The 23,505-nt window shown below is 64.9% G+C and carries 21 protein-coding genes; 15 read left to right on the top strand and 6 right to left on the bottom strand.

The genetic code is table 11. The features are described 5' to 3' along the window. The first annotated feature begins 10 nt into the window (after positions 1-10). Positions 11-517: a DUF1993 domain-containing protein gene (locus tag V473_RS16520; protein ID WP_066607328.1), complete on the top strand. Its 507-nt coding sequence runs from the start codon at positions 11-13 to the stop codon at positions 515-517. Here V473_RS16520 and V473_RS16515 read toward each other — a convergent pair. Further along, positions 514-1,008, bottom strand: a complete 495-nt coding sequence (locus tag V473_RS16515; RefSeq protein ID WP_066607325.1) for a hypothetical protein — start codon at positions 1,006-1,008, stop codon at positions 514-516. The genes V473_RS16520 and V473_RS16515 overlap by 4 nt on opposite strands. Positions 1,009-1,094: 86 nt before the next feature. Between V473_RS16515 and gyrB the strand changes: the two genes are divergently transcribed. The 3 genes from gyrB to V473_RS16500 are packed head-to-tail and all read left to right on the top strand — an operon-like array spanning position 1,095 to position 4,682. After that, positions 1,095-3,611: a DNA topoisomerase (ATP-hydrolyzing) subunit B gene (gyrB, locus tag V473_RS16510; protein ID WP_066607579.1), complete on the top strand. Its 2,517-nt coding sequence runs from the start codon at positions 1,095-1,097 to the stop codon at positions 3,609-3,611. Beyond that, positions 3,604-4,176, top strand: coding sequence for a DNA-3-methyladenine glycosylase I (locus V473_RS16505; protein WP_066607322.1), 573 nt, complete (start codon positions 3,604-3,606; stop codon positions 4,174-4,176). The genes gyrB and V473_RS16505 overlap by 8 nt, the downstream gene beginning before the upstream one ends. Continuing rightward, complete coding sequence (locus V473_RS16500) at positions 4,173-4,682, top strand: membrane-like protein (RefSeq protein WP_129925464.1); 510 nt, start codon at positions 4,173-4,175, stop codon at positions 4,680-4,682. Before V473_RS16505 ends, V473_RS16500 begins: the two co-directional genes overlap by 4 nt. A gap of 12 nt (positions 4,683-4,694) precedes the next feature. Here V473_RS16500 and V473_RS16495 read toward each other — a convergent pair whose 3' ends face one another. Further along, a complete protein-coding gene (locus V473_RS16495; RefSeq protein WP_066607315.1) occupies positions 4,695-7,106 on the bottom strand; it encodes a ligase-associated DNA damage response DEXH box helicase in 2,412 nt (803 codons plus the stop codon). A 158-nt stretch (positions 7,107-7,264) separates the two neighbouring features. Between V473_RS16495 and V473_RS16490 the strand changes: the two genes are divergently transcribed. The 3 genes from V473_RS16490 (at position 7,265) to V473_RS16480 (ending at position 9,883) form a co-directional block, all read left to right on the top strand. After that, on the top strand, positions 7,265-7,462 hold the full coding sequence (locus V473_RS16490) for a hypothetical protein (RefSeq protein WP_066607309.1): 198 nt from the start codon (positions 7,265-7,267) through the stop codon (positions 7,460-7,462). Positions 7,463-7,603: 141 nt separating this feature from the next. Then, a complete protein-coding gene (locus V473_RS16485; protein ID WP_066607306.1) occupies positions 7,604-8,944 on the top strand; it encodes a cystathionine gamma-synthase family protein in 1,341 nt (446 codons plus the stop codon). A gap of 3 nt (positions 8,945-8,947) precedes the next feature. Further along, the gene (locus V473_RS16480; protein ID WP_066607303.1) at positions 8,948-9,883 is read left to right on the top strand and encodes a 2-hydroxyacid dehydrogenase; all 936 of its coding nucleotides are present in this window, start codon (positions 8,948-8,950) and stop codon (positions 9,881-9,883) included. A 95-nt stretch (positions 9,884-9,978) separates the two neighbouring features. Here the strand turns inward: V473_RS16480 and V473_RS16475 are convergent, their stop codons facing one another. After that, the gene (locus V473_RS16475; protein ID WP_066607575.1) at positions 9,979-10,713 is read right to left on the bottom strand and encodes a hypothetical protein; all 735 of its coding nucleotides are present in this window, start codon (positions 10,711-10,713) and stop codon (positions 9,979-9,981) included. A 256-nt stretch (positions 10,714-10,969) separates the two neighbouring features. Between V473_RS16475 and V473_RS16470 the strand changes: the two genes are divergently transcribed. The 6 genes from V473_RS16470 (at position 10,970) to V473_RS16445 (ending at position 18,375) form a co-directional block, all read left to right on the top strand. Further along, a complete protein-coding gene (locus V473_RS16470) occupies positions 10,970-11,416 on the top strand; it encodes a DUF3576 domain-containing protein (RefSeq protein ID WP_066607301.1) in 447 nt (148 codons plus the stop codon). Positions 11,417-11,516: 100 nt separating this feature from the next. After that, positions 11,517-14,045 carry a leucine--tRNA ligase gene (gene leuS / locus V473_RS16465; RefSeq protein ID WP_066607299.1) on the top strand — a complete coding sequence of 843 codons (2,529 nt, stop codon included), beginning with the start codon at positions 11,517-11,519 and terminating at the stop codon, positions 14,043-14,045. Positions 14,046-14,108: 63 nt separating this feature from the next. Then, positions 14,109-14,609, top strand: a complete 501-nt coding sequence (gene lptE / locus V473_RS16460) for an LPS assembly lipoprotein LptE (RefSeq protein ID WP_066607296.1) — start codon at positions 14,109-14,111, stop codon at positions 14,607-14,609. Then, complete coding sequence (holA, locus tag V473_RS16455) at positions 14,606-15,646, top strand: DNA polymerase III subunit delta (RefSeq protein WP_066607294.1); 1,041 nt, start codon at positions 14,606-14,608, stop codon at positions 15,644-15,646. Before lptE ends, holA begins: the two co-directional genes overlap by 4 nt. A 45-nt stretch (positions 15,647-15,691) precedes the next feature. Then, positions 15,692-16,096, top strand: coding sequence for a peptide-methionine (R)-S-oxide reductase MsrB (gene msrB / locus V473_RS16450; protein WP_066607291.1), 405 nt, complete (start codon positions 15,692-15,694; stop codon positions 16,094-16,096). Between the two features lie 155 nt (positions 16,097-16,251). Next, a complete protein-coding gene (locus V473_RS16445; RefSeq protein WP_066607288.1) occupies positions 16,252-18,375 on the top strand; it encodes a transglycosylase domain-containing protein in 2,124 nt (707 codons plus the stop codon). A gap of 2 nt (positions 18,376-18,377) precedes the next feature. On the opposite strand, the gene V473_RS16440 is transcribed toward V473_RS16445, so the two are convergent. Further along, complete coding sequence (locus V473_RS16440) at positions 18,378-19,370, bottom strand: retroviral-like aspartic protease family protein (RefSeq protein WP_066607285.1); 993 nt, start codon at positions 19,368-19,370, stop codon at positions 18,378-18,380. A gap of 266 nt (positions 19,371-19,636) precedes the next feature. Between V473_RS16440 and rho the strand changes: the two genes are divergently transcribed. Beyond that, positions 19,637-20,893, top strand: coding sequence for a transcription termination factor Rho (gene rho / locus V473_RS16435; protein WP_066607284.1), 1,257 nt, complete (start codon positions 19,637-19,639; stop codon positions 20,891-20,893). A 120-nt stretch (positions 20,894-21,013) separates the two neighbouring features. Next, positions 21,014-21,736: a YjbE family putative metal transport protein gene (locus V473_RS16430; protein WP_066607279.1), complete on the top strand. Its 723-nt coding sequence runs from the start codon at positions 21,014-21,016 to the stop codon at positions 21,734-21,736. Between the two features lie 71 nt (positions 21,737-21,807). Here V473_RS16430 and V473_RS16425 read toward each other — a convergent pair whose 3' ends face one another. Together V473_RS16425 and V473_RS16420 are read right to left on the bottom strand one after the other, a co-directional pair. Further along, positions 21,808-22,776: a quinone oxidoreductase family protein gene (locus V473_RS16425; protein WP_201785534.1), complete on the bottom strand. Its 969-nt coding sequence runs from the start codon at positions 22,774-22,776 to the stop codon at positions 21,808-21,810. Beyond that, positions 22,773-23,474: a dienelactone hydrolase family protein gene (locus tag V473_RS16420; protein ID WP_066607570.1), complete on the bottom strand. Its 702-nt coding sequence runs from the start codon at positions 23,472-23,474 to the stop codon at positions 22,773-22,775. Before V473_RS16420 ends, V473_RS16425 begins: the two co-directional genes overlap by 4 nt. Positions 23,475-23,505: the final 31 nt, after the last annotated feature.

The following is a 23,505-nucleotide window of genomic DNA, read 5'->3' as shown; positions in this document are numbered from 1 at the left end:
GGGACGCCTCATGGCGACCGCATTATACGATCTGACCGTACCGATGTTCGTCCGTGGGCTGACCGCGTTGTCGGGACTGCTCGACAAGGGCGCCGCCTATGCCGCCGAACAGGGCGTCGATCCGGCGACGCTGACCGGCGCGCAACTGATCGCGGACATGAAGCCGCTGACCGCGCAGGTGCAGTTCGCCTGCGACACCGCCAAGGGCACGGTTACGCGACTGGGCGAACTGGAGCCGGTGGCGATGGCGGACACCGAACAGACATTCGCGGAATTGCAGGCGCGCATCGCCAGAACGATCGCTCTGCTGGAAGCAGTGCCGCGCGAGACGATCGACGGGCGGGAGGACGCCGCCGTGGTGCTCAAGGTGCCGGGTGGCGAGATTCCCTTCACTGGGCGCAGCCATGTGCTGACCTTTGCCCTGCCCAATTTCTATTTCCACCTGACGACGGCCTATGCGCTGCTGCGCCAGGCGGGCGTGCCGGTCGGCAAGATCGATTTTCTGGGCGGGATTTAACCCGCGATCAGCCGCACATAGGCGCTGGCGACCCAGCCGCTGGCGCAAGGGCCGGCATAGGGCTGCTTGCGTTCCACGGGAGACGCCACGCCGCAGTCGGCCGCTGGCGGCGCTTGGCCAGCCCCCGGTGTGGGCAGGATGACGACGCCCAGCCATTTCTGGTCGAGGCTGCGGGTGCAGACGTAGGCCCGCTGGCCCTCCGCCAGTCGGCCCAGTTCCTTCGCGTCGCCGAAGGGCGCGGCATGGAGGCCCAGGCCGTTGGGGCCGGCGCGGCTGACCTGTCCCAGCGTGCCGCAGGCGTCGAGCCGCGGTCCGTCCTCGCCGATCGTCACCGGCCGCGCGACCGGCGCATCCATGCGGGTTTCGGGCACGTCCGCGCGCGGCGCGCCGGCGAGCGAGCTGTTGGGCAATTCCTCATAGACGTCGTTGCTTTTAGAGCAGGCGGTCAGCGGTGACAGCAAGGGCAGCAGGAGGAGAGGGATGATGCGCATGAAAGCCGTGATAGACCCCGCCGGACGCCAGCGGAAGCCGCCATGTTTCGCTTTAGTTTTGGGGCCGCTTTCCCTATATGCTCGGCATGAGCGAAGAACCCGTCAATACCCCCAACAGCAATGAATATGGCGCCGACAGCATCAAGGTGCTCAAAGGCCTGGACGCGGTGCGCAAGCGCCCCGGCATGTATATCGGCGACACCGACGATGGATCGGGCCTGCATCACATGGTGTTCGAGGTTTCGGACAATGCGATCGACGAAGCGCTGGCGGGGCATTGCGACCGCATCACCATCACGCTGAATCCCGACGGATCGGTGAGCGTCGAGGATAATGGGCGCGGCATCCCGACCGGCATCCACACCGAAGAAGGCGTGTCGGCGGCCGAAGTCATCATGACCCAGTTGCACGCGGGCGGGAAGTTCGAGAATACGTCCGACGATAACGCCTATAAGGTGTCGGGCGGTCTGCATGGCGTGGGTGTCTCGGTCGTCAACGCATTGTCGGAATGGCTGGACCTCAACATCTGGCGGGACGGCAAGGAACATTATATGCGCTTCGCCTATGGCGATGCGACCGCGCCGCTGGCGGTGATCGGCGATGCGCCCGCCAAAGAAGACGGGACGCTCAAGAAGGGCACGCGCGTCACCTTCCTGGCCAGTATGGAGAAGGCGCCGGGCGACGGCGCGACGTTCAAGAACCATACCGAATATGATTTCGAGAAGCTGGAGCATCGCTATCGCGAACTGGCTTTCCTCAACAGCGGCGTGCGCCTGTTCCTGGTCGATGCGCGCCATGAGGAGGCGAAGGAGATCGAGCTATATTATGAGGGCGGCATCGCGGCTTTCGTGAAATATCTCGATCGCAACAAGTCGGCGATGATGCCGGAGCCGATCGCGATTTCGGGCACTCGCGACGACGTGACGATCGACGTCGCGCTGGAGTGGAACGACTCTTATTATGAAAACGTCCTCTGCTTCACCAACAACATCCCGCAGCGCGACGGCGGCACCCATCTGGCGGCCTTCCGCGCGGCGCTGACCCGCACGCTCAACAATTATGCGGAAAAGTCGGGCGCGCTGAAGAAGGAGAAGGTGTCGCTGACCGGCGAGGATATGCGCGAGGGCTTGACCGCCATCGTCTCGGTCAAGCTGCCCGATCCCAAATTCAGTTCGCAGACCAAGGACAAGCTGGTCAGTTCCGAAGTGCGCCAGCCGCTCGAAAGCCTGATGGCCGACAAGATGGCCGAATGGCTGGAGGAAAACCCCGCGCACGGCAAGATGATCGTGCAGAAGGTGATCGACGCCGCAGCGGCGCGCGAAGCGGCCAAGAAGGCGCGCGAACTGACCCGGCGCAAGGGCGTGCTGGATATCGCCAGCCTGCCCGGCAAGCTGGCCGATTGCCAGGAGCGTGATCCCGCCAAGTCCGAACTCTTCCTCGTCGAAGGCGATTCGGCCGGTGGTTCGGCCAAGCAGGGGCGCAACCGGCATAATCAGGCGATCCTGCCCCTGAAGGGCAAAATTTTGAACGTCGAGCGCGCGCGCTTCGACAAGATGCTGTCGTCCAAGGAAGTCGGCACGCTGATCCAGGCGATGGGCACGGGCATCCGGGACGATTTCAACCTGGAAAAGCTGCGCTACCACAAGATCGTCATCATGACCGACGCGGACGTCGACGGCGCGCATATCCGCACGCTGCTGCTGACCTTCTTCTATCGCCAGATGCCGCAGATCATCGATGGCGGGCATCTCTATATCGCCCAGCCGCCGCTGTATAAGGCGACGCGCGGCCGGTCGGAGGTTTACCTCAAGAACGAGGCCGCGCTGGAGCAATATCTGGTCGACAATGGCGTCGAATCGATGGCGCTGGAAACCGGCAAGGGTCCGCGCACCGGCGAGGATCTGCGCAGCCTGATCGAACATGCCCGCCGGATGCGCGCGGTGATGCGCTATGTGCCGCGCCGCTACAATCCCGCCATCATCGAGGCGCTGAGCCTGAATGGCGCGCTCGATCCTGAACTGGACACGCAAACGCAGGCGCAGCGGCTGGCTGCGACCGTCACCTGGATGGGGGCGCAGGATGTCGAAGGCCGCTGGACCGGCAGCGTCGCCGAAGAGGGCGGCTTCCACTTCCAGCGCCTGTGGCGCGGCGTCACCGACCATCATGTGATCGAGGGCGGTTTCGTCGGGTCGGCCGAGGCGCGCAAGCTGCACAGCATTGCGGCCGAGGATGCCGGCAGCTATCTGACCCCCAGCCGCCTGATCACGGTCAAGGCGCTGGCCGCCGAAGCCAATGACGACGATCTGCCCGCCGCCCCGACCAAGGGCGCGATGGTGACGCGGCCGAGCGAGTTGCTCGATGCGATCCTGACCGCCGGGCGCAAGGGGCTGGCGATCCAGCGGTACAAGGGGTTGGGCGAGATGAACGCGGAACAGCTGTGGGAAACCACGCTGGACCCGGACAATCGCTCGATGTTGCGGGTCGAGGTGGAGCAGGCGGACGTCGCCGACGAAATCTTCACCCGCCTGATGGGCGATGTGGTCGAGCCGCGGCGCGAGTTCATTCAGGACAATGCGCTGAACGTCGCCAATCTGGATGTCTGATCGCCATGAACAGGTCCGGTGCGGCTGGTGCGGCACGGACCCGTTCTATAGCGCCTATCATGACGCGGAATGGGGCGTGCCGGAGCGCGATTCGCGGATGCTCTGGGAAATGCTGATGCTGGAGGGGTTCCAGGCGGGCCTGTCCTGGATCACGATATTGCGCAAGCGCGAGGGGTTTCGCGCCGCTTTTGCCGGGTTCGATCCCGACAAGGTCGCGGCCTTCACCGACACCGATATAGAGCGGCTGATGGGCGATCCGGGCATTGTCCGCGCGCGGGCGAAGATCGTCGCGACCATCGCGGGCGCGCGCATCTTTTGCGCGATGCGCGATTCGGGTGAGGATTTCGCCGCCTATGCCTGGTCTTTCGTCGACGGCGTGCCGGTACAGGGCGACGGGGTGACCTTTCCGGCGCAAACGCCGCTGTCCGTCGCCCTCTCGAAGGATTTGAAGGCGCGCGGTTTCAAATTCGTCGGCCCGACCATCGCCTATGCCTGGATGCAGGCGACCGGCCTGGTCAATGACCATGCCGCCAACTGCTTTCGCCGCGACCCGCTGCGGCCATGAAGGTGGCGCACCTGCTTTTGCCCGTTGCGCTGCTCTATGGGTGCGGGGAGGGGGGAACGGGCGCGAATCAGACGCAGCCTGCGCCGACGAACGCGATCGCCACGCCCATCGACAAGGACGCCGCCGCCAACGCAGCGATAGCGACATCCCCGCCGTCCGCGACGCCGCCCAAGCCTTTGGTTTCACGTGAAACACCACCGCCTCGCCCGGCGGCGGCCGATTATCGCGCGATCGGCACCGAACCCTTCTGGGCGGTCACCATTCGGGGATCGACGGCTATATTGGAGCGGCCGGACCAGGCGCCGCTACGCTTTTCCGTACAGGTCGATGGGGATGACAAGGCAGTGCGCTATCAGGGCGACGGCTTCGCCATGATGCTGACGCAGGGGCCATGCAGCGACGGGATGAGCGATGCGATCTGGTCCGACCGGGTCCAGGTGGCGTTTGGCGAAGGGACGTTGAAGGGGTGCGGCGGTGCGCGGGATGAGGGTGACGACACGCCATAAGGGGCGTCGCCTTTAGTCGGCGCGCATCGCTTCGGCGACCAGCGCTTCGGCCTCCATCAACAGCGCATCTTCGGCTGCCGTCTGCGCCACATGCTCGCGGCCGATCAGGATCAGCACGGGCACGGCGAGCGGACTGACCCGCTCCAGCGTGACATGCAGCATGGTCGTCGCCGCCCGGTCGATCAGGTCGCCCAGCCGCCCGACATCGGTCATCCGCGCGCGCGCATCGGCCCAGGCGGCTTTCAGCAGCAGATGATCGGGCTGATATTTGCGCAGCACATCGTAGATCAGGTCGGTGGAGAAGGTGACCTGCCGCCCGGTCTTGCGCTTGCCGGGATGCTGGCGCTCGATCAGGCCCGAAATCACCGCCACATCGCGAAAGGCGCGCTTCAGGAGGCTCGACTGCTCGACCCAGTCGATAAATTCATGGTCGAGAATATCGGCGGAAAACAGGCTCTTCGGATCCGTCACGGGCTTCAGTCCATAGACCGCCAGCGCATAGTCGTTGGAGACGAAACCCAAGGGCATCAGCCCCTGGGTCTCCATCCGCCGGGTCAGCAACATGCCGAGCGACTGGTGCGCATTCCAGCCCTCGAAACTGTAGCAGACGAGATAATGGCGCCCTTCATGCGGGAAGGTTTCGATCAGGAGCTGGCCGGGCTGGGGCAGGGCGGAGCGCAGCTTCTGCATCTCCAGCCATTCGCGCACATCGGGTGGAAAGCGATGCCATTCCTGCGGCGCCGCCAGGAAATGCCGCACCCGGTCGGCGAGGCGGGTGGACATCGCCATGCGGGTGCCGCCCCAACTGGGAATGCGCGCCTGTTTCGATGTCGCCCGGACGGTGAGGTCGGACGTATCCATCCGCACCACCTCCAGCGCCATGCCGGAGAAGAAGAAGCTGTCGCCAGGGCGTAGCTGCGCGGCGAAGCCTTCCTCCACCGTGCCGAGCTTGCGACCGTTGGCGAAGCGGACGGCCAGCGCGGGTTGATCGACGATGATGCCGGCGTTCAGGCGATGTTGCTGGACGAAGCGGGGGTGGGAGACGCGCCAAGTGCCATCATCGTCCTGCGTCAGTCGCTTGAACCGGTCATAGGCGCGCAGGGCGTAGCCGCCACCCTCGATAAAATGCAGCACATGGTCGAACGCTTCGGCCGTCAGCGCGCTATAGGGTGTGGCGGATCGCACTTCCTCCAGCAATTCCTCCGCCCGGAATGGCCCGGCGCAGGCCAGGCCCATGACATGCTGGGCCAGCACGTCCAGGCTGCCGACGCGGAAATCGTCGGCGTCGCGCTCGCCCGCTTCGACCGCGTCCAGCGCGGCGCGCGCCTCCAGATATTCGAAGCGGTTGCCGGGGATCAGGATCGCCTCGCTCGACTGATCGAGCCGGTGATTGGCCCGGCCGATGCGCTGGAGCAGGCGCGAGCTGCCCTTGGGCGCGCCCATCTGGATTACGCAATCGACATTGCCCCAATCGACACCGAGGTCGAGCGACGCCGTCGCCACGAGCGCGCGCAGCTTGCCCGCGGCCATGGCCGACTCTACCTTGCGCCGCGCCTCGATCGACAGGCTGCCATGGTGGATGGCGATCGGCAGGTTGGCGTCGTTGGCGGACCAGAGTTCCTGGAAGATGAGTTCGGCGAGGCCCCGCGTGTTGCAAAAGACCAGGGTGGTTTGCCGCGCCTCGATCTCCGCCATGACCTGCTTCGCGGCATATTTGCCCGAATGGCCCGACCAGGGGACGCGGCCTTCGGGGATGAGGATAGCGACGTTCGGCTCCGCGCCTGCCTCCCCCATCACCGGCGTCACTCTGTCGATATCGCCATCGGGCGCGAGCCAGGCGCGATAGGCATCGACATCGGCCACGGTCGCGGACAGGGCGACGCGGCGCAGCGCCGGATTGATCGCCTGCAACCGCGCCATCGACAGGTTGAGCAGGTCGCCGCGCTTCTGGGTGGCGAAAGCGTGGACCTCATCGACGATCATGGTCCGCAGGTCCGAGAACAGCAAAGCGGCGTCGGGATAGCTGAGCAGCAGCGACAGCGATTCGGGGGTGGTCAGCAATATTTGCGGCGGGCGCACCCGCTGGCGCGCCTTGCGATCGGACGGGGTATCGCCGGTGCGCGTCTCCACGCTGATGGACAGGCCCATCTCCTCGATCGGGGTCAGCAGGTTACGGCGCACATCCACCGCCAGCGCCTTCAAGGGCGAAACATAGAGGGTGTGCAGCCGGTCGGTCGGATGGGCGATCAGGTCGGCCAGGCTGGGCAGGAAACCCGCCAGCGTCTTGCCCGCCCCGGTCGGCGCGACCAGCAGCGCGTGATCGCCCTTCGCCGCCGCCGCCAGCATGTCCATCTGGTGCCGCCGCGGTAGCCAGCCGCGCGACGCGAACCAGTCTTCGATAATGGCGGGAAGGGCTGGCGGCATCCTGGAGATGTAGGGGGCCATGACGCCGCTGTCACCGTCTGCGCTTTGCCATGGCGTGCGGCCATGATAGGTTAGGCATCTTCCCTCAGGACCGCGCAACGCTCCGCCGAATGAGGCGTTTAGGGTGTCGCGCGGCATAGCGCATGGAGAGAGTGGCCATGACCGAAAAAATCAGCACACAGCCGATGCCGGACGTTTTTTTCGACATCTGGTTCATGCCGGCCGCCTTCTGGACCCAATGGTGGGGCTTTTATGCCGAGACTTTGCAGGTCGGTCGTTTTGGTACGCCGCATAGCCTGGTCAAGCCGGATCAGGCGCCGGTCGATCTGGAGGTCGAAGAAGGGCTGGTCGCCTGACCTTCACGAACGGGCCTTCGGAATAATCATATAGCGGCGAGAAATAATCTTACGCGCCCTCTGGCCCTTCAGCGCTGCCCTGCGTTACACTCCTGCCCATGACAGCGACGCACCAGACGCCGCCGCAGCAGGAGAAACGATATGACCGGCGAAACGCCCCCTAAACTGTCCGAAGCCGAGCTGACCGGGGTGGCAGCCCCAGGCAACCGCCGCCGCCCCAAGGCGCCGATCATGGAGATTGATGGCCGCAAGCTGAAGCCGGCCACGCTGATGATGGGCCATGGCTATGACCCGACGCTGTCGGAGGGGTCGCTCAAGCCGCCCATCTTCCTCACCTCCACCTTCGCCTTCGAAAGCGCGGCCGCGGGCAAGCGCCATTTCGAAGGCGTGACCGGCATCCGCCCCGGCGGATCGGAGGGGCTGGTCTATTCCCGTTTCAACGGCCCCAATCAGGAGATTTGCGAGGATCGGCTGTCGGTATGGGAGGAGGCGGAGGATGCCCTGCTCTTTTCCAGCGGCATGTCGGCGATCGCCACCACATTGCTGGCGCTGGTGCAGCCGGGTGACGTCATCGTCCATTCAGCGCCGCTCTATGCCGCGACCGAATCGCTGATTGGGCGCATATTGGGCAAATTCGGGGTGCAATGGCTCGATTTCCCGGCCGGCGCGACGCCGGAAGAGATTGGCGCGGTGATCGAAAAGGCCAAGGGGCTGGGCCGCGTTGCCCTGCTCTATCTGGAAAGTCCGGCCAATCCGACCAATGTGCTCGTCGATGTAGAGGCCGTGGTTGCGCAGCGCGACTCGCTGTTCGCAGGGGAAGCGCATGTCCCGCCGATCGCCATCGACAATACGTTCCTGGGTCCGTTGTGGCTCAAGCCGCTCGCCCATGGCGCGGACCTCGTCATCTACAGCCTGACCAAATATGCCGGCGGCCATAGCGATCTGGTCGCGGGCGGGGTGCTGGGGTCCAATGCGCTGATCATGACCATCCGGTTGATGCGCAACACGATCGGCACGATCCTTGACCCCCATAGCGCCTGGATGCTGCTGCGGTCGCTGGAGACGCTGGAATTGCGGATGAGCCGGGCGGGCGAAAATGCGGAGACGGTCTGCGCCTGGCTGAAGGACCAGCCGCAAGTGGAGAAGGTGGTCTATCTGGGCTTCCCCGAAACCGAGCGGCAGGCCGATATCTATCGCCGCCATTGCACGGGCGCGGGATCGACCTTTTCGCTCTATCTGAAGGGCGGCGAGGCGGAGGCGTTCGCGTTCCTCGACGCGCTCAAGATCGCCAAGCTGGCGGTCAGCCTGGGCGGGACCGAGACGCTGGCCAGCCATCCCGCCGCGATGACGCACCTGTCCGTGCCAGCCGAGCGCAAGAAGGCGCTGGGCATTGGCGACAATATGGTGCGCATCTCGATCGGCTGCGAAGATGCCGACGATCTGATCGCCGATTTCGCCCAGGCATTGCGGCAGATCGGATGAGCCATGACCCGTCCGTTGCTATTGGTGGGCCAGCCGTTGCTGGCGCCACTATTGCCGCTGTTGCGTGCGGATCATGACGTTATCGTCCTTTGGGAAGCGCACACGCCGGGCGACTTGGCCAAAGTGGACGCGCTGGTTTGGGCGGGCGAATTCCCGCTAGGCCGTAATCTGATCGATGCGATGCCGCGGCTGCGCCTGATCGCCTGCTTCACCGTGGGCTATGACGGCGTCGACGTGGCGCTGGCGCGGGAACGCGGCATCGCGGTGGCCCATGCCGGGAACGCCAATGCCGACGACGTCGCCGATCACGCCATCGGCCTGATACTGGCCCATCGCCGCTGGATCGTGGCGGGCGACCGCCAATTGCGAGCCGGTCAATGGACGATCGAGAGCAAGACGCGGACCCGGTCCATGGGCGGCGCGCGGTTGGGCATCGTCGGAATGGGGGCGATCGGCGTAGCCGTGGCGGAACGAGCACGCGCTATGAAAATGCGCATCGGTTGGTGGGGTCCACGGGCCAAGCCCAATCTGTCCTGCCCGCGTGCCGATAGTCTGGAGGCGCTGGCGCGGGGCAGCGACATTCTCGTCATCGCGGCCCGTGCCGATGCGCATAATCGTGGCATGATCGACGCGCGCATTCTCGACGCGCTGGGGCCGGACGGATTGCTGGTCAATGTCGCGCGCGGACAATTGGTGGACGAGGTTGCGCTGGTCGCCGCGCTACGCGACGGGCGACTGGGCGGCGCGGCGCTCGATGTGTTCGACCCCGAACCCACCGATCCGTCACGCTGGGCCGATATAGCCAATGTGGTGCTGACCCCGCACGTGGGCGGCGCGACGCATGAGGCGGTCGGCCGCATGGCGCAGGTGCTGATGGCCAATCTCGCCGCGCATTTCGCTGGCGAAGAATTGCCGTCCCCGGTGCCGGCGGACGGATGACGCGAATCGATCAGAGCGGTAAGAAAGCGCCCAGATGACGACCATCGGACAATGAGGATAATGCGAAGGAAGACGACCCGCAGGCCGTCAACGCATCAGAATTTGAATATGGTGCCCAGATAGACCGCCTGACTATCCTGACGCTCATCGGTCATCGGGGTCAGGCGACCGGCCACGCTATTATTATAGCGCACGCCCGCGGTGACGTTCAGATTGCGCGTCAGCGAATAGGAGCCGGCCAGATCCAGCGAATAATCCTTGTCCGCCGACGGATTGCGAACGGTCGTCGCAACACCAGCTTCGCGGCGATTCTCCAACATCATCTTGGTGCTGAACCGATCCTTCTTGCCGTCATCCAGCGAGAAATTCTTCGCATCGACCATCGTTTCGACCGGCACCGGGTCGAGCGCCTTGCGACCGACCGCGTCGGGCAGGGCAAACTTGCGCCAGCTATGCGCGCCGTTCAGGCTGAAAGCGACGGGCTTGATATCGATCGCATCGACGGTGCGGTTCACCGCGACCCGGTCTTCACCCGCCGCGCGCACCATCACAGTTACCGACCGCTGGCCGCTTAGGGAACCGCTGGTCGGCGTGAAACGAAAGCCTTGCCGTCCAGCAGAGGCCACTATCTTCGCATAGGCCGCAGCCAAGCGCGGGTCTTTGATCGTGGGGGTGAAGGACGAAATGCTGCCCAGCGAACCGAGCGATACAGGCGCTTCGCCGCGCTGACGCATGAAATCGGACGCCGCGCCGAACGCAGGAGACAGCATGAAGCCAGCGACGGCCAGCGCCGCGCCTGTTCCTGCCAAATATCCCCTATTCACACGCATGACCCGATTCTTTTCCCCGCTCATATGTCTTGCGTAACGCTCTACACCGGCAAAGCCTCCACTGGCTAGGGGCAGAACGCCTTTTTGTCCGAGCTGTTGCATGGAACACACAGGCGGGAAGCCGTCGAACGGGAGCGTTACCAGCACCCGTCGCGGCGCGACCCGTCGCGCGCGACTTCGCGCCCCCTTGCCCCACAACGCACGGTCACTATAGAAGCGGTCAGTTTCTCGTCTTTTTCATGCTAGGACAAGCCTGATGGTCCGCCGCCTTCCCGCCTCTGCAACCGCCGGCCTGCTGCTGGCCGCGCTCCTTCCGCTGGCTGCCTGTGGCGGCGGCGCAAAGGACCGGCCCAAGACCGATCTTGCCGCATCTAGGGTCACGACGATCGGCGTCAACGCCTATCTGTGGCGCGCATCGCTCGACACTTTGTCCTTCATGCCGATGGTCCAGACCGATTCGAACGGCGGCGTGATCGTCACCGACTGGTATGCCAATCCGGGCAGCCCCAATGAACGGATGAAGCTGACGGTGTCGATTCTGGACCAGGATCTGCGCGCCGACGCGCTCCGCGTCGCGGCCAGCCGTCAGGTCAACCAGGGCGGCCAGTGGGTCGACGCCCCGGTCGCCGCGGCCACCGTCCAGAAGCTGGAGGAAGTGATCCTGACCAAGGCGCGCGACCTGCGCCGCACGGCGATCGGCTGACACCGCGCTTTGGGCGGCGTTGGCGCGACGCCCCATTTTTCTGACCTATCGGGGCTGGGCTTGGAAAGGCCCAGCCCGATCGCATTTGTAAGGACATGACATGCAGAGGCGCTTCAACCCGCTTGAGGCCGACGCCCGCTGGCAGGCGACCTGGGACGAACGGCAGAGTTTCAAGGCCGACGACGCATCGTCCAAGCCGCGCAGCTATGTGCTGGAGATGTTCCCCTATCCGTCGGGGCGCATCCATATTGGGCATGTCCGCAATTATTCGATGGGCGACGTGCTGGCGCGATTCCGCCGGATGACGGGGCATGAAGTGCTGCATCCGATGGGCTGGGACGCGTTCGGGATGCCGGCCGAAAATGCGGCGATGGAAAAGAAGGTCCATCCGGGCGAATGGACGCGGTCCAACATCGCCAATATGCGCGCGCAGCTCAAAAAGCTGGGCTTTGCGATCGACTGGAGCCGCGAACTCGCCACCTGCGAGCCGGACTATTATGGCCATGAACAAGCGCTGTTCCTGGACATGCTGGAAGCGGGCCTGGTCTATCGCAAGGAATCGGCGGTCAATTGGGACCCGGTCGATATGACGGTGCTAGCCAACGAGCAGGTGATCGACGGACGCGGCTGGCGGTCGGGCGCGCTGGTCGAGAAGCGCAAGCTGTCCCAGTGGTTCCTCAAAATCACCCAGTTCGCCGACGATCTGGTTGCGGGCCTGGCCACGCTGGACCAGTGGCCGGACAAGGTGAAGCTGATGCAGGAAAACTGGATCGGCAAGTCGGTCGGCCTGCAATTTCACTTCGAGCCGGTCGCGCCGTTCGACAGCCGGATCGACGTCTATTCGACCCGGCCCGACACGATTTTCGGGGCGAGCTTCGTCGCGATCGCGGCAGACCATCCGATCGCGCAGGCGGTCGCCGCGACCAACCCGCAAGCGGTCGCGTTCATCGAACAATGCAAGGCAGGCGGCACCACCGCTGCCGAGCTGGAAACGGCGGAGAAGCTGGGCTTCGACACCGGCCTGAGCGTCGTGCATCCGTTCGATCCCGACTGGCACCTGCCTGTGTTCATCGCCAATTTCGTGCTGATGGACTATGGCACCGGCGCGGTCATGGGCGTGCCCGCGCACGACCAGCGCGACCTGGACTTTGCGCGCAAATATATGCTGCCGGTCGAACGTGTTGTTGCGCCAGAAGGCGAAGCCGACACGCCGATCCATGACGAGGCCTATACCGGCCCCGGCAAGTTGGTGAACTCGCGTTTCCTGGACGGGATGAGCGTGGACGCGGCCAAGGCCGCCGTCATCGCGCGGGCCGAATCGGAAGGCTGGGGCGCGGGCAAGACCGTGTTCCGGCTGCGCGACTGGGGCGTGTCGCGCCAGCGTTACTGGGGCACGCCGATCCCGGTCATCCATTGCGCGACGTGCGGCCCGGTGGGCGTGCCCAAGGAACAGTTGCCGGTCATCCTGCCCGAAGACATCACGTTCGACGTGCCGGGCAATCCGCTGGACCGCCATCCGACCTGGAAACATATCGACTGCCCAAGCTGCGGCCAGCCGGCGGTGCGCGAAACCGATACGCTCGATACCTTCGCCGATTCGAGCTGGTATTTCATCCGCTTCGCCAGCCAGCCGTCGGACAAGCCGTTCGATCGGAAGACAGTCGAAAAATGGCTGCCGGTCGGGCAGTATATCGGCGGCGTGGAACATGCGATCCTGCATCTCCTCTATGCCCGCTTCTGGACCCGCGCCCTCCAGCATATGGGGCAGTTGGGCTTTGCCGAGCCGTTCACCGGCCTGTTCACGCAGGGGATGGTGACGCATGAGACGTATAGCCGCGAACAGGGCGAGGGCCTGCCCCCTGTCTATTTCGCGCCGGGCGAGATCGACCGGACGTCCGAGGGGGCGACGCTGATCGCCGACGCTGCGCCGGTCGAAGTCGGCCGCGTGATCAAAATGTCCAAGTCCAAGAAGAATGTCGTCGATCCCGACGACATCATCGCCCAATATGGCGCGGACGCGGTGCGCTGGTTCATGTTGTCGGACAGCCCGCCCGAACGCGACCTGCCCTGGACCGAGGCCGGGATCGAAGGCAGTTGGCGCTTCGTCAACCGCGTCTGGCGGCTGTTTGGCGACTGCGATGCAAGCGCCGAGGGCCAGGACAAAGCGCTGGACCGCAAGCTGCACCAGACCGTCGATGGCGTCGCGCGGGATATCGAGGCGCTGGGCTTCAACAAGGCCGTCGCCAAAATCTACGAACTCACCAACGCGATCGAGAAGGCCAAGCCGTCCGCGTCGCGCACCGCCGCGATCCGCGGACTCGCCCTGCTGGTCGCACCGATGACCCCGCATCTGGCCGAAGAAGGCTGGGCGGAGATGGGTGGAGAAGGCCTGATCGCCGACGCCGCCTGGCCGCCGGTCGATCCCGCGCTGCTGGTGGACGATGAAGTCACTATCGCCTGCCAGGTGATGGGCAAGCTGCGCGACACCATCACCGTGCCCAAAGGGACGGCGAAGGACGAACTGGAACGGCTGGCGCTGGCCGCTCCGAACGTCGTGCGCATCCTCGACGGCGCGACGCCCAAGAAGATCATCGTGGTGCCCGACCGGCTGGTGAATATCGTCTTCTAAAACGGCCTGGAAGGCAGGAAGGGGCTTCGACAAGCTCAGCCCGAACGGTTAAAGGTCTCACCCATGAAGCGCATCCTGCCCCTGCTCGCCATCCCGTTGCTCCTCTCCGCTTGCGGGCTGCGCCCCGTTTATGGCGGTGGCGGGCAGGGCGCGGTGGCGCAGGCTCTGGGCAATGTCACGGTCGAACCGATCGAGGGCAAGGGCGGCTGGCTGGTGCGCAACGCGCTGAACGACCGGCTTTCGGCGATGCGCAGCGGATCGGGTCCGCGCTACAAATTGGTGGTGAAGCTGGACGACGATATCAGCGGCTTTGGCCTGCGGTCCGATGCCGCGATCACGCGCGAGCGGCGCACGTTGCGGGCGCGTTATCAACTGGTGGATGAAACCACCGGCGCGCAGTTGCTGGACGATACCGCCGGGTCCGATGCGGGCATCGATGTCACGTCGAGCGAATATGCCACGATCGCGGCCGAAGACACGGCGCTGGAACGGCTGTCGCAGACGGTGGCGGACCAGATCGTCACCCGGCTGGCGCTCTATTCGCGCAAGGCCGCGAATCCTTGAAGGCCAATCGCGGCCAGATCGAACGGGCGCTCGACGCGCCGGGTCAGGGCGCTTCGGCGGATATCCGCTTCTTCCTGCTCTATGGCCCGGACGAAGCGGGCAGCCAGTCGCTGGCGAAACGGCTGGAGCGCGCCATGGGGCCGCAGGCCGAGCGGGTCGACCTGGACGGCGCGACGCTGAAGGACGATCCCGCCCGGCTGTCCGACGAAGCCGCATCCTTTTCCATGTTCGGCGACAAACGCTGGATTCGCATCAGCGGCATGGGCGAGGAATCGGTCCCGGCGCTGACCGCCCTGCTGGAGGCGGAAGCCGCCGGCAACCCGGTGATCGCGGTCGCCGGCGCGCTGAAAGCCACGTCGAAGCTTGTCAAGCTGGCGCTGGATCACAAGGCGGTGATGGCCTGTATCTCCTACCAGCCCGACGCGCGCGAATCGGAACAGATCGCAGTCGGCATCGCGCGCGACGGCGGGCTGCGCCTGCCATCCGACCTCGCCCGCCGCATCGTCGACCTGGCCAATGGCGACCGCGCGCTGATGACCGGCGAGATCGAGAAACTGATCCTCTATCTCGACGCCGCGCCCGACCGCCCGCGCGAAGCGACGGCGGAGGCGCTCGACGCGCTGTCCGCCGACAATCCCGATACGGAGGTCGGCCCGCTGGTCAACGCCGTGCTGGGCGGCGACCTGAAAGCCATGCACCGCGAACTCACCAGCCTCAGCGAAACCGGCACGGCGATGGCCTCGGTCATCCGGCCGCTGCTGAACCGCGCGATGCTGATCGCCCATATCCGCACCGAGTTCGACGCGAGCGGCCGGCTGGACGGCGCGGTCGAGGCGGCGGGCAAGGCGGTATTCTGGAAGGAAAAGGGGCTGGTGTCGCGTCAGGTGCGGCAATGGGATGCGCCCGGCATCGCCCGCGTGCTGCAACGGCTGCTGGATGCGGAGCGCGCCACGCGGTCGGGCCGGGGGCTGGGCGACCTGATGGTCCGCCACGAATTGCTGACGATCGCGCGGCAGGCAGCGCGCGAGCGGGTCTGAATCCGAAGGCTTGAACCCCCGGTCCGCCGGGGCCATATTGCGGTCATGGACAAGCTGAACCTGAGCGAAGCCGAATGGCGCGCGCGCCTTTCCCCCGAACAATATCATGTGCTGCGCGAAGCCGGCACGGAACGGGCCTTCACCGGCCCCTATAATGGCAACAAGGCCGACGGCGTCTATTATTGCGCCGGATGCGGCGCGGAACTGTTCGACGCGGAAGAAAAATATGACAGCGGATCGGGCTGGCCCAGCTTCACCGCGCCGGTGGATATCGACGCGGTCGAGGAGATTCGCGACGCCAGCCACGGCATGGTCCGCACCGAAGTGCGCTGCGCGACCTGCGAGGGCCATCTGGGCCATGTCTTCCCTGACGGGCCGGGCGTCAACGGCCTGCGCTATTGCATGAACAGCGCCAGCCTGGACTTCAAGCCGCGCGACGAAGAGGCGTAACGGCCTACATCCGTTCGTTTCGAACCAGCGGGGTCGTCTTATTCATTCCCGGTAAAGCGCCGCTCTCCATGGAAGGCGCGACGGTCTTTTTCCGCGCCGGACGCATGATTTGCGCTGGCAGGGGCCGGGATTAGCGCGTATCCGGGGCGGCACAAATGGCAGGATCAGGCAAGAGCAAGGGCGCGCCGCGTGGCCGCGCGAAGACATGGATGCTGCGCGGGCTGAAGATCGGCCTCGCGGCGGCGGTGGCGGGCCTACTGGCGGTGGTGATCGCTGTGGTGATCGCGATGCAGTCGCTGCCCAGTTATGACAGCCTGAAATCCTCCCCCAACGGCCAGATGATCCGCGTTCATGCCGCAGACGGCAGCGTCATCGTGTCGTTGGGGCCGAGTTTCGGACGCTGGATGGATTATGACCAGATTCCGCAGGTCATGATCGACGCGATGGTGTCGACCGAGGACAAGCGTTTCTACCTGCACCCCGGCGTCGATCCGATCGGCATGGCGCGCGCCGCCTGGGTCGCGGTGGAACGACGCGGATCGGGCCGTCGCTGGCAGGGCGCATCGACCATCACCCAGCAGGTGACGCGCAACATCTTTCTCAACAACAGCTATAGTTTCGGCCGCAAGATCCGCGAAATGGTGCTGGCGCTGGCGCTGGAGCGCAAATTCTCCAAGCGGCAGATCCTCGAACTCTATCTGAACAAGGTCTATTTCGGCGGCGGCGCCTATGGCATCGACGCGGCCAGCCGCAAATTTTTCGGCCACCCCGCCACCAGCCTGGACCTGCCCGAAGCCGCGATCGTCGCCGGGCTGGTCAAGGCGCCGTCCAGCTATTCCCCCACCGCCGACGCGGACGCGGCGATCGGCCGCGCCGGGGTGGTGCTGGACCTGATGCAGGAAAATGGCGTGATTTCCGCTTCGCAGCGGGCTGACGCCGACATCCAGAATGTCAAGCTGGCGCCCGAAGCTCCGCAGAACAGCGTGCGCTATTTCACCGACTGGGCGCTGCCCCAACTCGACCTGCTGATCGACGAGCCGAACGAGCCGCTGGAAGTCTATACCACCATCGACCTCAATATGCAGAAGGCCGCGACGACAGCGATCCAGGCCAATGTCCCGTCCGGCACGCAAGGGGCGCTGGTCAGCCTGGACCGCGACGGCGCTGTGCGGGCGATGGTCGGCGGCCTCGATTATGTGACATCCAACTATAATCGCGCCACCACCGCGACGCGCCAGCCGGGGTCCGCCTGGAAGATTTTCGTTTATATGGCGGCGCTGGAGGCAGGCTATACGCCCGATACCGGCGTGACCGACGAGCCGGTGACGATCAATGGCTGGTCGCCGCGCAACAGTTCGGGCCGCTTTTCCGGCGACATCGATATCCGCACCGCCTTCGCCTATTCGATCAACACGGTCGCTGCGAAGCTGGGCGTCGAGGTCGGCTTCCCGACCGTCGCCGACATGGCCCGCCGGTTCGGTATCACGACGCCGGTCAACACCCACCCTTCCATGGTGCTGGGCACGTCCGACGTGCGCCTGATCGACATGACCCGCGCCGCCGCCTCGATCGCGCGCAAGGGCATTGCGGTGACGCCCTATGGCATTACCAAGGTTACGACCGCCGACGGCCGGATGCTCTACAGCCACCAGGACGACACCAGCCGCGTGCTGGTCGCGCCCTGGGTCGCCGCCGGCATGACCGACCTGATGCAGACGGCGGTCAGCACCGGCACCGGCAAGGCGGCGCAGATCGGCCGCCCGGTGGCGGGCAAGACCGGCACCACGACCAGCAACAAGGATGGCTATTTCCTGGGCTTTTCCAGCGGCATCACGACCGGCGTATGGATGGGACGCGACGACGCCAAGGCGGTCGGCGGACTGCAAGGCGGGCGGGCGCCGGCCCACGCCTTCGCCGATTATATGAAGGTCGCCGTCTCCAAGCGGCCGGTGGAGCAGTTCGAAACCCAGGTGACCCTGCCCGAATGGCAGTTGGAGCCGGACGAGGAAGCCTATTATGGCGGCCCCGACAACGGCATCGATGGCGGCAGGGGCGGCGGCATGATGGTCGATGAGAATGGCCTGCCGATCGAACGGCCGCGCGCCGATTCCTATGAAGCCGGGAGCGATGATCCGCAGATGGAGGTCGATCCAGAAGACCGGCCGAGGCAGGACCGACCGCAACCGCCGCGCATCGACCAGCAATGGATCGACAATGTGCTGGGCCGCGATCGCCAGCAGAGGCCGACGCCTGCACCACGCCCGTCGCCCAACCCCTGAGCCTAACCCTTCACCTCGTCATTGGCGGCGAAGCGCGTCTTGTCGAGCGCGCTGCCGTCGGGCAGCAGGAAGTCGACCTTCCCCCGGCCGAAATCGATCGCCACCCGGTCGAAAATCTTAAGCGCGCTGATGCCCAGCAGCAGCGCCGGCTTGTCCTGCATCCCCAGTTCGGCAAAGGGGCTGGCGTCGGCGAACAGCACGGGCACGTCGATCAGATTGACGCGGCCCATGCGCACCGACTTGATCCGCCCGACCTGCCCCGTCAGCGTGCCACCAGTGACGCTGGTCAGCGCCGCCGTCATCATCGCGGGGGCGCGCTTCTTCGCCATCAGCTTGTCGCGCAGCGCGATATTGCCGATGCTGAAATTGGTGCCGGTGTCGAGCATGATGTTGACCCGCATCCCGTTGACTTCGGAATCGAGCAGGATCAGCTGACCCCGCTTGCGCCGCGCCTCCACCACGATGGCATCGGGATCGGCCGACAGCCGACGGCGGGGGTTGCTGCCGCTGATTTCCATCCGGCCGGTGCGGAAATCCAGCGTCAGCCGCTTCGCGTGCAAACTGTCCAGCCCCAATAGGCCCGGCGCGCCCAGATGTTCGCCTTCCAGCACCGGCGCCTCGATATCCTCGATGGTGCCGCCACCAAAGCCCAGCCGCGGCACCGCGACCGTCCCGGCTTCCGACCGGCCGGTCATGCTGATGATCGTGACATTGGCGCGCGGCGACAGCGCCAGCTCCTGCGCCAGATCGCGCGCGATCACGGTGCGCTGCGATCCGGTGTCGATGATGAAGTTCCACGGCCCCTTGCCGTCGATCGAAATCGGGATGGTCACCCGTGCGTCCAGCGCGGGACCGGTCTGGACGACCGTCGGCGGCACGTCGGGATCGAGGATCGCAGGGGCGGGCAGGGACGCATCCTGAGTGGCCAGCGCAGGATCGCCGATCGCCAGCGCGAACCCCAGCAACATCCTCATGCAGAGAAGGAGCCGTCCCATATCCTCATCCTTCCATTTTATGCCTCGCTTATACCATGGAAGGCCATGGTCGCACCAGCGGCACCGCCCGGCGCGAATTGCGGTGGAAAGGCGATTTTCCGCCGCTGCGGCCTGCTATCATGTCTTGACTTGACCATGGGCCGATCGCTAAACGCCAAATGATAGCGCCCTTCCGTTCGGAACGGGACTCGACCGGCGTCCTGCCTGGTTCGCAATCCTTCCCCTTTCAGCCCTACTTTACCCTCTCGCCATCGGACCGATTCGCAATGCACCTCAAGGACCTCAAGAAAACAGCGCCCGCAGACTTGGTCACCATGGCCGAAGAGCTGGGCGTCGAAAGCGCATCGACGCTGCGCAAGCAGGATCTGATGTTTGCGATCCTGAAGGCCGAGGCTGAAAATGGCGAGCAGATCATGGGCGAGGGCACGATCGAGGTGCTGCCCGACGGCTTCGGCTTTCTGCGCAGCCCCGAAGCGAACTTTTTGGCCGGTCCAGACGATATTTATGTCTCGCCCAATCAGGTGCGCCGCTTCGGCCTGCGCACCGGCGATACGGTGGATGGCGAAATCCGCGCGCCCAAGGATGGCGAGCGCTATTTCGCGTTGGTGAAGCTCAACACCGTCAATTTCGACGATCCCGATGTGGTCCGCCATCGCGTGAATTTCGACAATCTGACGCCGCTCTATCCCGAACAGAAGCTGACGCTCGACCCCTATGACCCGACCCAGAAGGACAAGTCGGCCCGCGTCATCGACATCGTGTCGCCGCAGGGCAAGGGCCAGCGCACGCTGATCGTCGCGCCGCCCCGCGTCGGCAAGACGGTGATGCTCCAGAATATCGCCAAGGCGATCACCGACAACCATCCCGAAGTCTTCCTGATCGTCCTGCTGATCGACGAGCGCCCGGAAGAAGTCACCGACATGCAGCGCAGCGTGAAGGGTGAGGTCGTGTCCTCCACCTTCGACGAACCCGCCACCCGCCACGTCCAGGTCGCCGAAATGGTGATCGAAAAGGCCAAGCGCCTGGTCGAGCACAAAAAGGATGTCGTCATCCTGCTCGATTCGATCACCCGCCTCGGCCGCGCATACAACACCGTCGTCCCCTCGTCGGGCAAGGTGCTGACCGGCGGTGTGGACGCCAATGCGCTGCAGCGGCCCAAGCGCTTCTTCGGCGCGGCGCGTAACATTGAGGAGGGCGGCTCGCTCTCCATCATCGCCACCGCGCTGATCGACACCGGCAGCCGTATGGACGAAGTGATCTTCGAAGAGTTCAAGGGCACCGGCAATTCGGAAATCGTGCTGGACCGCAAGGTCGCGGACAAGCGCATCTTCCCCGCGCTGGACGTCGGCAAGTCCGGCACCCGCAAGGAAGAGTTGCTGGTCGACAAGGCCAAGCTCAGCAAGATGTGGGTGCTGCGCCGCATCCTGATGCAGATGGGCACGATCGACGCGATGGAATTCCTGCTGGACAAGATGAAGGACAGCAAGACCAACGAAGATTTCTTCGACTCCATGAATCAGTAAGGGGCGCCCGCGATCCCTCCGATCGCGGCCCGATCCATCATAAATTTTGCCGCGACAGCCGGGCCATGTATATGGTCCGGCTTTCTCCTTTCCTAAATATAGGGACGTTAGCAGGCCGCCATGATCGACCTCATCGCCACCGCCGCTTCGGCGGCCCAGGGCCTCGGCTCTCCTGCCGATATCTGGCAGCACATCGTCAATGATTTCAGCAATATAACCTCACCGAGCGCGCTGGCCGCCTTTGGTCAGGTGCTGATGATCGACATTCTTCTGGCTGGCGACAATGCGATCGTCGTCGGCGCGCTGGCGGCGGGGCTTCCGGCCGCGCAGCGCAAGAAGGTGATCCTGATCGGCATCATCGCCGCGCTGGTGCTGCGCATCGCCTTTGCGCTCGTGGTCAGCCAGTTGATGCAGATTGTCGGCCTGATCCTGGCCGGTGGCCTGCTGTTGCTGTGGGTCAGCTTCAAGATGTGGCGTGAATTGCACCCCAAGCGGGGCGGGGACACGCCAGGCGACACCAGCGACGACGATGTGTCAGGCCTGCGTCCGGCCAAGAGCTTCGCCGCAGCCGCCTGGGCCGTGGCCGTCGCCGACGTCAGCATGAGCCTGGACAATGTGCTGGCCGTAGCCGGCGCCGCAAAGGACCATCCTGGCATCCTCATCATCGGGCTGATTCTGTCGGTCGCTTTGATGGGCATCGCGGCCAACATCATCGCCAAATATATCGAGCGCTTCCGCTGGATCGCCTATATCGGCCTCGCCGTCATCGTCTATGTCGCGGTGAAGATGATCTATGAAGGCTTTGTCGATCATCAGGTCGGAATATTGACGCTGTTCGGCTGAACGGCCGGCCACGCAAAAAGGGGGCGGAACCTGACAGGTTCCGCCCCCTTTTTTTGTGCTTCAGCAGAGCATCAGGGGATGAGGATCGTCGCCCCCATCGTCTGCCGCGCCTCCAGCGCGCGGTGCGCCTCGGCCGCGTCCTTCAGGGCGAAGCGCTGGCCGATCACCGCCTTCACCACGCCGCGCCGCATCCGGTCGAACAGGCGATCCGCACTATGCGCCAGTGACTCTGGCGTGGCGATATAGTCGAACAGGGTCGGGCGGGTGACGTAGAGAGACCCGCCGCGGCTCAGGTCCAGCAGGCTGACCGGCGGCACCGCGCCCGATGCATTGCCATAGCTGACCATCAGCCCGCGCCGCTTGAGACTGGCGAGCGAGGCGGTCCAACTATCCTTGCCGATGCCGTCATAGACCACGTCCACGCCCTGGCCCCCGGTCAGGTCGCGCACGCGCGCTGCCAGATCATCGAAACCGCCATGCAGGCTGTGATCGGCCTCCACGCTTGCGGCTTTTTCGGCCGATCCGCAATGGGCGATGACGATGACGCCCTTGTCGCGCAGCCAGGGGACGAGAACGGAGCCGACCCCGCCCGCCGCCGCATGAACCAGCGCGACCTGCCCGGCCCGGAGCGCGATCGTGTCTTCGGCCAGATAGCAGGCGGTCATGCCCTTGAGCATCATCGCCGCCGCGTCCTGAGTCGAGACGCCATCGGGAATCCGCACCACCTTGTCCGCCGACACGATCCGGTGGGTGGCGTAAGACCCCAGCCCGCTGGCGCAGCCCACAACATCGCCGATCGCAAAGCCGGTGACGCCCGGACCCACCGCCGCGACCCGGCCTGCGCCCTCCGACCCCAAAGGGGTGGGCAGGGGCGCGGGATAGAGGCCGGTGCGATAATAGGTGTCGATGAAGTTGAGGCCGACCGCGTCCTGCGCGATCAGCACTTCGCCTTCACCCGGCGCGCCGGGATCGAAATCCTCGCGCGCGATCACCCCCGGCCCGCCATGGCTGCGGGCGACCATGCGCCATGCGCCGCTCATCCGGCGAGATGTTCGGCGAAGAAATCGGCGGTGCGGCCGTCCGCCAGTTCCGCGCCGGCTTCGTCGCGGCGCTCGCCCATCTCCGCGGCGAAGCCATGATCCAAACCTGCATAATCATGCAGCGTCACATGACGATTATCCGCCAGCCCTTCATGCATCGCCTTTTGCGCGTCGGGCAGGACGAAATGGTCGGCGGTCGGCACATGCAGCAGCACCGGCTTGCCGATCGCATGTTGTTCGCCCAGCAGGCCGTCGATGCCGACGCCATAATAGCCGACGAACGCATCGCCATCGGTACGGCAGGCGCTCATGAAGGCCAGCCGCCCGCCCAGGCAATAGCCGACCAGACCGACCTTGCCGCCACCGGCCGCGGCGCGCGCGGCCTTGATCGTCGCTTCGATATCGCGAATGGCCTGATCCTGGTTGAGCTTTTGCATCAGGCCGATCGCGGCCTGGAAATCCTCCGGCACGTCGGCATCCAGTTCGACATGCGGCTCCTGCCGCCAGAACAGGTCGGGCGCATAGGCGACATAGCCGGCCTTGGCCCAGCTATCGCATTTTGCGCGAATCCCCTCATTCACCCCGAAAATTTCCTGGATGACGATGATCGCCGCGCTCGCCTCTGCTTCGGGTTTCGCCACATAGGCGTCGAATTGCCTGTCGCCGTCCAATGTCGAGATAGAAGTGAAGTCGCCCATGCCGATATCCTTGCCGCTATGAGAATGGAAC

The sequence above is a fragment of the Sphingobium cupriresistens LL01 genome, from assembly GCF_001046645.1.
Lineage (GTDB): Bacteria > Pseudomonadota > Alphaproteobacteria > Sphingomonadales > Sphingomonadaceae > Sphingobium > Sphingobium cupriresistens.
The sequence above is the reverse complement of the archived record's forward strand: the minus strand, read 5'-3'. Positions and strand labels throughout refer to the sequence as shown.

Excerpts from the sequence above, each read along its gene's own strand:
- V473_RS16520 (WP_066607328.1), top strand. The coding sequence starts at position 11 with ATGGCGACCGCATTATACGATCTGACCGTACCGATGTTCGTCCGTGGG.
- V473_RS16515 (WP_066607325.1), bottom strand. The coding sequence starts at position 1,008 with ATGCGCATCATCCCTCTCCTCCTGCTGCCCTTGCTGTCACCGCTGACC.
- gyrB (WP_066607579.1), top strand. The coding sequence starts at position 1,095 with ATGAGCGAAGAACCCGTCAATACCCCCAACAGCAATGAATATGGCGCC.
- V473_RS16505 (WP_066607322.1), top strand. The coding sequence starts at position 3,604 with ATGTCTGATCGCCATGAACAGGTCCGGTGCGGCTGGTGCGGCACGGAC.
- V473_RS16500 (WP_129925464.1), top strand. The coding sequence starts at position 4,173 with ATGAAGGTGGCGCACCTGCTTTTGCCCGTTGCGCTGCTCTATGGGTGC.
- V473_RS16495 (WP_066607315.1), bottom strand. The coding sequence starts at position 7,106 with ATGCCGCCAGCCCTTCCCGCCATTATCGAAGACTGGTTCGCGTCGCGC.
- V473_RS16490 (WP_066607309.1), top strand. The coding sequence starts at position 7,265 with ATGACCGAAAAAATCAGCACACAGCCGATGCCGGACGTTTTTTTCGAC.
- V473_RS16485 (WP_066607306.1), top strand. The coding sequence starts at position 7,604 with ATGACCGGCGAAACGCCCCCTAAACTGTCCGAAGCCGAGCTGACCGGG.
- V473_RS16480 (WP_066607303.1), top strand. The coding sequence starts at position 8,948 with ATGACCCGTCCGTTGCTATTGGTGGGCCAGCCGTTGCTGGCGCCACTA.
- V473_RS16475 (WP_066607575.1), bottom strand. The coding sequence starts at position 10,713 with ATGCGTGTGAATAGGGGATATTTGGCAGGAACAGGCGCGGCGCTGGCC.
- V473_RS16470 (WP_066607301.1), top strand. The coding sequence starts at position 10,970 with ATGGTCCGCCGCCTTCCCGCCTCTGCAACCGCCGGCCTGCTGCTGGCC.
- leuS (WP_066607299.1), top strand. The coding sequence starts at position 11,517 with ATGCAGAGGCGCTTCAACCCGCTTGAGGCCGACGCCCGCTGGCAGGCG.
- lptE (WP_066607296.1), top strand. The coding sequence starts at position 14,109 with ATGAAGCGCATCCTGCCCCTGCTCGCCATCCCGTTGCTCCTCTCCGCT.
- msrB (WP_066607291.1), top strand. The coding sequence starts at position 15,692 with ATGGACAAGCTGAACCTGAGCGAAGCCGAATGGCGCGCGCGCCTTTCC.
- V473_RS16445 (WP_066607288.1), top strand. The coding sequence starts at position 16,252 with ATGGCAGGATCAGGCAAGAGCAAGGGCGCGCCGCGTGGCCGCGCGAAG.
- V473_RS16440 (WP_066607285.1), bottom strand. The coding sequence starts at position 19,370 with ATGGGACGGCTCCTTCTCTGCATGAGGATGTTGCTGGGGTTCGCGCTG.
- rho (WP_066607284.1), top strand. The coding sequence starts at position 19,637 with ATGCACCTCAAGGACCTCAAGAAAACAGCGCCCGCAGACTTGGTCACC.
- V473_RS16430 (WP_066607279.1), top strand. The coding sequence starts at position 21,014 with ATGATCGACCTCATCGCCACCGCCGCTTCGGCGGCCCAGGGCCTCGGC.
- V473_RS16425 (WP_201785534.1), bottom strand. The coding sequence starts at position 22,776 with ATGAGCGGCGCATGGCGCATGGTCGCCCGCAGCCATGGCGGGCCGGGG.
- V473_RS16420 (WP_066607570.1), bottom strand. The coding sequence starts at position 23,474 with ATGGGCGACTTCACTTCTATCTCGACATTGGACGGCGACAGGCAATTC.